Origin of the sequence: Kitasatospora sp. NPDC057518, from assembly GCF_042802075.1 — a bacterium.
Lineage (GTDB): Bacteria > Actinomycetota > Actinomycetes > Streptomycetales > Streptomycetaceae > Kitasatospora.
Genome location: NZ_JBHVEU010000483.1, coordinates 1 through 6,533, shown reverse-complemented (window position 1 = coordinate 6,533; position 6,533 = coordinate 1). Strand labels below are relative to the sequence as shown.

The window sequence follows — 6,533 nt, the reverse complement described above, 5'->3', positions numbered from 1 at the left end:
ATCCCGGTGTTGCGGAAGACACCCACCGCACCGTCCGGCTGGGTGATGACGTAGTCCGTACGACCGTCACCGTCGAAGTCCGCGAACGTCACCTGGGCCGGGTTGGCGGTGAGCCCTGTCGCGACCTGACCCAGGTCACTCCAACCACCGTGGCCGTCACCGCCCTTGTTCAGGAACACCCGCACCGAACCGTCACCGTTGATCAGGATGTAGTCCGCGCGGCCGTCGCCGTCGTAGTCCGCGAACCGCACCCGGCTGCGGTCGCTCGTCATCCCCGTCGTGACCTGCCCCAGGTCGCTCCAACCGCCGTGTCCGTCACCGCCCTTGTTCAGGAACACCCGCGCCGAACCGTTGTCGTTGAGGATGACGTAGTCCGCGCGGCCGTCACCGTCGAAGTCCGCCCACCGCACCCGACCCGCCCCACCCGACTCCGTACCGGCCGAGGACCCCCGGCCGCCGATCGGCGACACGTAGCCGCTGACGTGCTTCGACCCGTACATCCCGCCGGCGGTGATGGTGCCGCGGGTGACCTGGCTGTTGCCCTGGTTGCCGCCGATGGTGCCGACGGACCCGTCGGAGTTGACCGAGACGACCAGCGAGACGTGCTCCGCGTAGTCGGAGCCGTTGTAGTTGAAGACGGCGGCGTCACCGACGCGGGGGGTCGAGTGCAGACCGGAGCCGTACTGTCCGAAGCTGCCGGCCCCGGAGGTCAGCCCCGAGACGTTGACGCCGTTCTGCGCCCAGACCCAGCGGGCGAAGTCGGCGCACCAGTTCTCGCCGCAGCTGGTGTAGTAGCCGCTGCCGCCGGCGCTGTTGGTGTCGCAGGCGCCGTGGCCCAGGTTGGCCTCGGCGGTGCCGACGATGTTCGACCCGACGCTGGCGACGGCGATCTGGGCTCCCGTCAGCATGAGGATGGGGGTGACCGCGGCGGTGGCGAAGGCCGCGGTGACCAGCGTGCGGAGGGAACGCTTGCGCATGGTGGGTTTTCTCCTGTTTCGGGCATGGCGGGGACAGGCGTGGTGCGACGGTGAGGGACGGTCCGCGGGTCGGGCGGTGGCGACGGGCACGGAGACCGTGCCGGCCCGCCGGAGACCGGGACCGGTGTTCAGTGGGCGCGGGGCGGGACGGCTGCCCTGCAGGAGCAGCGGTCGTGGGCGCCCGCGGCGGTGACCGGCTACTGCCAGATCATGTTCTCGTCGTGCACGTCGGCGGCCTCGACGCGGGAGACGGAGGCGGTGGCGTGCCCGGCGACGGACAGGGCGACGGCGGGCAGCGCGGCGGCGACGGCGAGGGTGACGACCGCGGCGGCCTTGGCGAGACGGGTGCGCAGCATGGTGGGGTCCTTCCACGGAGGTGGGCCGAGTGGGGGCGGCCGGACCGTGCGTCCCGCGGTGACGCTTCGTCCTGGTGGCCTTGCCGGTCGGTGCTCCCGGCCGGCGATCACTACCTTGGCCGTGGGCCCGGGGCGGACGGAAGGGATGTCAGGTGGACGGAAACGTCCCCTGCCGGTTCCGTCCAGCGGGGCCGGATCGGGACAGTTCCAGTTCGTAGAACGGGGAGACGAGCGGGGCGCCGGCCCGGGCCACGGACCAGCCGTGCAGCGGTGCGGCGGACGCCACGGCCCGCTCGCAGAGCGCGGCGGCCCGGGACTCGGCGTCGGCGAGGCCGTCGGCGAGGAGGTACAGGCCGAGCACCGGGTCGGGGACGGCGTGCGGGTGGACGGCGACGTGCTCCAGCCGGTCCGCGGGGGTCGCCACGGACCGGACGAGGTCGGCGACGCCGTCGGGCAGGGGTGCCCCGTCCGGGGCGAGCAGCTGAACGTGGATCAGGTACATGCCTCCGACGTTCCCAGGCCGCGCGGACGGAGCACAGGGGGTCGCCCGGGACGCTTCGGGCCGTGGCCGGAACGGTCCACGGGATAACCCTGGTCCAGCTGCGGATCTTCGTGCGATGATCATGCGCGCATCGTTCACAGGACCGCTACCGGGGGGTAGGAAATGCTGGCTGTTCTGGGCTTGGACACCGCTTCGGAAGCCGTGTACAGGGCCATGCTGGCCCGTCCCCAGGACGGTGTGCAGGGGCTCTGCGCAGCGGTCGGACTGACCGAGGCGCAGGTGCGCTCGGCGCTGGACACCCTCAGCGAGCTCGCCCTGGTCCGGCCCTCGCACGAGCGGGACGGAGCGCTGCGCGCGGTCTCGCCGGACGTCGGCATGGAGATCCTGATGGCCCGCCAACAGGCCGAACTGGCGGTCCAGCAGCAGCGGATCGAGGCCTCCCGGGTCGCGGCGGCGCAGCTCATCGCCGACTTCTCGGACCTCCGTCCGGCCACCGCGCACGCCGGGGTCGAGCACCTGGTCGGCCTGGACGCGATCCGCGACCGGCTGGCGTCCCTCACCCGCGAGGTGAGGGACGAGGTGATGACCTTCGCCCCCGACGGCGCCCACACGCCGGAGAGCATCGAGGCGGCCCGTCCGCTCGACGAGGAGCTGCTCGGGCGCGGCGTGAAGATCCGTACCGTCTACCTGGAGAGCGCGGGCAACAGCGCTCCGACCGTCGCGTACACCGCGTGGCTCGCCGCGCGGGGCGGACAGGTGCGGGTCGTGCCGTCGCTGCCGACGCGGATGATCGTGGTCGACCGCGCCACCGCCGTCATCCCGGTGAACAGCGAGGACACGGCGGCGGCGGCCGTGGTGCTGACCGGGCACGGCACGCTGACGGCCCTGTGCGCGCTGTTCGAGAACGTCTGGGACGCCGCGCGGCCCCTGGTGGGCCCCGCCGTCCGCGACTCCCGGGGCCTCAGCGGCCAGGAGTCGGCCGCCCTGCGGCTGCTCTCCGAGGGGCACACCGACGAGGCGATCGCCAAGCGGCTGGGCGTCTCGCCGCGCACGGCGCGGCGGATCGCCACGGAACTGATGGAGCGGCTCGGCGCCCGCAGCCGGTTCGAGGCCGGTGTGCGCGCCGTCCAGCACGGCTGGCTCCCGGCCCGCGTCTGAACGGCGCTCTTCCCGGAGTGCAGGAGCCCGCACCGCCCGGTCAGTCCGGCACCACGTTCGACAGCGGCAGGCCCGCGAAGAAGGCCACCGCCTCCTCCCGCCAGTGCGGGCGCCAGCCCTCGGCCTCGGCGCGGGCCGCCTCGGCGCAGCGGCGCATGTCGGAGCGGAGCCTGCCGTCCACGCCCAGCCGCCGGGCCAGCTCGCGGACGTGCTCGACCGTGTCGTCCGGGCAGTGCGGGTCGCCGAGCGCGGACTCCACCACGGCCCGCTGGGCCTCGTCCGCGGCGGCGAGCAGGGCGCTCACGGCGTAGCTGCGGCGTCCCGCGCGGAGGTCGGCGCCGGTGGACTTGCCGGTGGCGTCCTCGTCGCCGAACAGGTCGAGGTAGTCGTCGCGCAGCTGGCCGCCGATGCCGACCAGGGTCGCGTAGCGGCGCAGCCGTGCGTCGTGGGCGGCCAGGTCCGCGCCGGCGGCCAGCAGCCCCAGCCGCAGCGGGGCGAGCACCGAGTACCGGGTGGACTTGTACTCGCAGACGGTGTGCAGGAACTCCTCGTCCGGGAGCGACCGGAAATCGCGTTCGAGGTCGACGATCTGGCCGGTGACGGTCTCGGCGCCCGCGTTCAGCTGCACCTCCAGCATCGCCTGGCGCAGCTCGGCGGGGACGTCCGCCTCCAGCAGGACCCGCATCGACAGGAAGGCCGCGAGGTCACCGGCCAGGACGGCCAGGCCGAGGGCGGTGCGGTCCGCCTCCGGGAACTCCCGGCGGTAGGCGTAGTAGGTGGAGGGGCCGCCGCGGCGTACGGGCGCGTCGTCGATGATGTCGTCGTGGACGAGCCCGTGCGTCTGGAGCAGTTCGATGCTCAGCGCGGCCTCCGCCAGGCCGGGCACCGGGTCGGTGGTCACCAAGCGGGCGGCCTCGTACAGCAGGGCGACCCGCAGGCGCTTGCCGCCGCGCAGTGAGAGGTCCCGCAGCAGTTCCAGGCAGCGCGGGGTGAAGCGGCTGAGCGGCGGCGTGTCGAGGCGCTCCGGCAGGGCGGCGAAGTAGGCCTCGAAGCGGAGGTCGAACCGGCGCCGGTGTCCGGCGGCTCGTTCGCGGGCGGCTGCCATGATCGTCTCGTTCACGGGGCCCAGCCTCGCATCCGTACGGGCGCAGCCGCGCGGCCGGGGTCGGAGTCGGGGTCGGGGCGGGCCCGTGGGCGGACGCCCGTTGCCGGTGGCCTCCGCGCCTTGCCGGCGCATCCGCATCACCGCCTACCGGCGGTCACTTCAGCCGTCTTTCGGCCAACTGTGCGAAAGGTCTGGTCGCCGCCACGGCGCCTCCCTAGAGTGGCCGCAATCTTCCGCAAGTGACCCTTTCTTCACGCTGGTTCACCGGACCTTCACACCGGCGCACCGGCCCCGGGACGTTCAGCGCAGCCTGTTCCCACCATCGAGCCGTCGAGCCGGAAGGGCCGGGTCCATGACGCAGGCGTTCCAGTCCCCCGGCTTCGCCGCGCTCGCGGCCGACCGCGCGGTCGAGACCCGGCTAGTCGAGGAGCGCTGGCAGGCGGTCGCCTGGGATCTGGGGACGGGGCAGCGCCGGGTGGTCACCGACCGACCGGGGGGCGTCCACCTCAGCGAGATCGAGCCGGACGGCGAAGCCATCTGGTGGTTCGACGCCGACAGCGCCGGTGAGGGGCGGTGGTGGCGCGAGCCGTTCGCGGGCGGAACGGACGGCACGGGCAGCGCGGGCGGCGCGGGCGGCGCGGGCGGCGCGGCGCTGCACGGCGTGCCGCCCGGGCGGGCCTACGGCGTCGCCTTCGACCGGACGGGCGCGCTCGCGGCGGTGGCCGTCGGCGTCGACGGCGCCTCGCACTGCTACGTCGGACCGCCCGCGGGCGAGGCCCGGCTGGTCGGTTCGGCGCCGGGCTACCTGAGCCTGGCCGACCTGTCGCCGGACGGCCGGCTGCTCGCCCTCGGCGGGCGCCCCGACGGGGACGACTCGGTGGTCCTCTGGCCGACGGACACCCGGCCAGACGCCCAGCACGACACCCCGGTGGACGGTCCGCTGCGGCTCGCCGGGAACCGCCGACTGCGGCTCTGGCCGATCGAGTTCAACCCGCTCGCGGTGCACGAACCGGAGCTGCTCCTGGTGGCCGAGGAGGACGAGCGGTACACCGTCGCGACCTGGCGGGCGAGCACGGGCCTGCGAAGACACCCGGGGCTCTCCTTCGACTCGCAGATCTCGGCCGGCTGGTACCAGGGGCCGCGCGGGGTGCTGATCCAGCACGAGCGGGCCGGGCGGAGCCGGCTCCTCCTCGCCGACCTCGACCCGCCGCCGGGACAGGAGGGGGCGACGCGCGTACAGACGCACGTACAGGAGATCAGCACCCCCGGCGGCACCATCCACGACCTGTCCTGCGCCCCGGACGGCACCCTGCACTGTGTCTGGAGCCGGGAGTCGACCCCGCCCCGCCCGCTGGTCCTGCGCCCCGGCACGGCGGAGGCGCACCACCCCGACCCGGACGGCGGCGACACCTCCCGCACCCGGCGCTGGACGCCCCGGCCGTACGGGCGGATCCACAGCTTCGTCAGCACCCCGGCCGGCCCCGGCCCGTGGCCGACCCTCTTCCTGGTCCACGGCGGCCCCGCCACCCACGACCGGGACTCCTACGACCCGCGGGTGAACGCCCTGGTCGACCGCGGCTACGCGGTGGTGCGCACCAACTACCGCGGCTCCACCGGCTACGGCACCCGCTGGCAGCACGAGTACGGCCACCGGGTCGGGCTGGCGCAGATCGAGGACCTGGCCGCCGTCCGCGCCGAGCTGGTCGCCGACGGTACGGCGCTCGCGGAGCGCACCGGCCTGTGCGGCTTCTCCTGGGGCGGCTACCTGGCCCTGCTGGCGATGGGCGCGCAGCCGGAGCTGTGGTCGCTCGGCATGGCCGCGCAGCCGATCGCGGACTACCCCGCCACGTACCGCACCACCACCCCCGCACTGCGCGAGCTCGACCGGCAGCTCTTCGGCGGCACCCCGGACGAGGTGCCCGAACGCTACCGAGCCGCCGACCCGCGGACGTACGTGCACCAGGTCCGCTCGCCCGTCCTGCTGGTCGCCTCGCGGACCGACGAGCGGTGCCCGCCCGACCAGGTCGCCCGGTACGCCGCGGACCTGCGCCGGCTGGCGGTGCCGCACGAGCTGCTCTGGGTGGACGGCGGCCACTACAGCCGCCGGACCGCCGACCACCGATCGGTGCTGGCCGCGATGGTCCGGTTCGCCGAACACGCCTGGCCGCCACCGCTCCCCCGGCCACCCCGGGGCGACCGCCCCGGGGTACCCGCCGAGTCGATGGAAGGAGGTGAACAGCCATGAAGCGACGCAGCATCCAGAACGACCCGATCAGCACCCCGGAGCGTGACCGGGGCGCCGTGGTGGTCCAGAACTTCGCGCTCGACATCACCAAGGCCGCGCCGGTCGCGCCTGCCCTGAAGGGGCAGCCGAAGCCGAAGCCGGAAGCGAAGAAGTGACCCCCCGTCGCTCCGGGGCGGCCGCGGTGCCCCGG

At 74.3% G+C, this 6,533-nt stretch carries 7 protein-coding genes; 3 read left to right on the top strand and 4 right to left on the bottom strand.

The genetic code is table 11. The features are described 5' to 3' along the window. The 3 genes from ACFU7Z_RS33815 to ACFU7Z_RS33805 form a co-directional block, all read right to left on the bottom strand. Window positions 1-977, bottom strand: a 977-nt coding sequence (locus ACFU7Z_RS33815) for an FG-GAP-like repeat-containing protein (RefSeq protein ID WP_380781747.1), incomplete at its 3' end; no start/stop codon positions are given. Between the two features lie 197 nt (window positions 978-1,174). Beyond that, window positions 1,175-1,333: a hypothetical protein gene (locus ACFU7Z_RS33810; RefSeq protein ID WP_380781745.1), complete on the bottom strand. Its 159-nt coding sequence runs from the start codon at window positions 1,331-1,333 to the stop codon at window positions 1,175-1,177. Window positions 1,334-1,481: 148 nt separating this feature from the next. Beyond that, complete coding sequence (locus ACFU7Z_RS33805; RefSeq protein WP_380781743.1) at window positions 1,482-1,835, bottom strand: hypothetical protein; 354 nt, start codon at window positions 1,833-1,835, stop codon at window positions 1,482-1,484. Window positions 1,836-1,997: 162 nt separating this feature from the next. On the opposite strand from ACFU7Z_RS33805, the gene ACFU7Z_RS33800 reads away from it, so the two are divergent. Next, window positions 1,998-2,993, top strand: coding sequence for a helix-turn-helix domain-containing protein (locus ACFU7Z_RS33800; RefSeq protein ID WP_380781741.1), 996 nt, complete (start codon window positions 1,998-2,000; stop codon window positions 2,991-2,993). Between the two features lie 40 nt (window positions 2,994-3,033). On the opposite strand, the gene ACFU7Z_RS33795 is transcribed toward ACFU7Z_RS33800, so the two are convergent. Next, window positions 3,034-4,098, bottom strand: coding sequence for a polyprenyl synthetase family protein (locus ACFU7Z_RS33795; RefSeq protein ID WP_380781749.1), 1,065 nt, complete (start codon window positions 4,096-4,098; stop codon window positions 3,034-3,036). A gap of 352 nt (window positions 4,099-4,450) precedes the next feature. Here ACFU7Z_RS33795 and ACFU7Z_RS33790 point away from each other — a divergent pair, with 352 nt between their 5' ends. Both ACFU7Z_RS33790 and ACFU7Z_RS33785 read left to right on the top strand, forming a co-directional pair. Continuing rightward, the gene (locus ACFU7Z_RS33790; protein ID WP_380781739.1) at window positions 4,451-6,343 is read left to right on the top strand and encodes an alpha/beta hydrolase family protein; all 1,893 of its coding nucleotides are present in this window, start codon (window positions 4,451-4,453) and stop codon (window positions 6,341-6,343) included. Next, a complete protein-coding gene (locus tag ACFU7Z_RS33785; protein WP_181970410.1) occupies window positions 6,340-6,498 on the top strand; it encodes a hypothetical protein in 159 nt (52 codons plus the stop codon). Before ACFU7Z_RS33790 ends, ACFU7Z_RS33785 begins: the two co-directional genes overlap by 4 nt. The last annotated feature ends 35 nt before the right edge of the window (window positions 6,499-6,533 follow it).

Bases quoted from the DNA above. Each gene is read 5' to 3' on its own strand.
- ACFU7Z_RS33790 (WP_380781739.1), top strand. From the start codon at position 4,451: ATGACGCAGGCGTTCCAGTCCCCCGGCTTCGCCGCGCTCGCGGCCGAC.
- ACFU7Z_RS33785 (WP_181970410.1), top strand. From the start codon at position 6,340: ATGAAGCGACGCAGCATCCAGAACGACCCGATCAGCACCCCGGAGCGT.
- ACFU7Z_RS33800 (WP_380781741.1), top strand. From the start codon at position 1,998: ATGCTGGCTGTTCTGGGCTTGGACACCGCTTCGGAAGCCGTGTACAGG.
- ACFU7Z_RS33795 (WP_380781749.1), bottom strand. From the start codon at position 4,098: ATGGCAGCCGCCCGCGAACGAGCCGCCGGACACCGGCGCCGGTTCGAC.
- ACFU7Z_RS33810 (WP_380781745.1), bottom strand. From the start codon at position 1,333: ATGCTGCGCACCCGTCTCGCCAAGGCCGCCGCGGTCGTCACCCTCGCC.
- ACFU7Z_RS33805 (WP_380781743.1), bottom strand. From the start codon at position 1,835: ATGTACCTGATCCACGTTCAGCTGCTCGCCCCGGACGGGGCACCCCTG.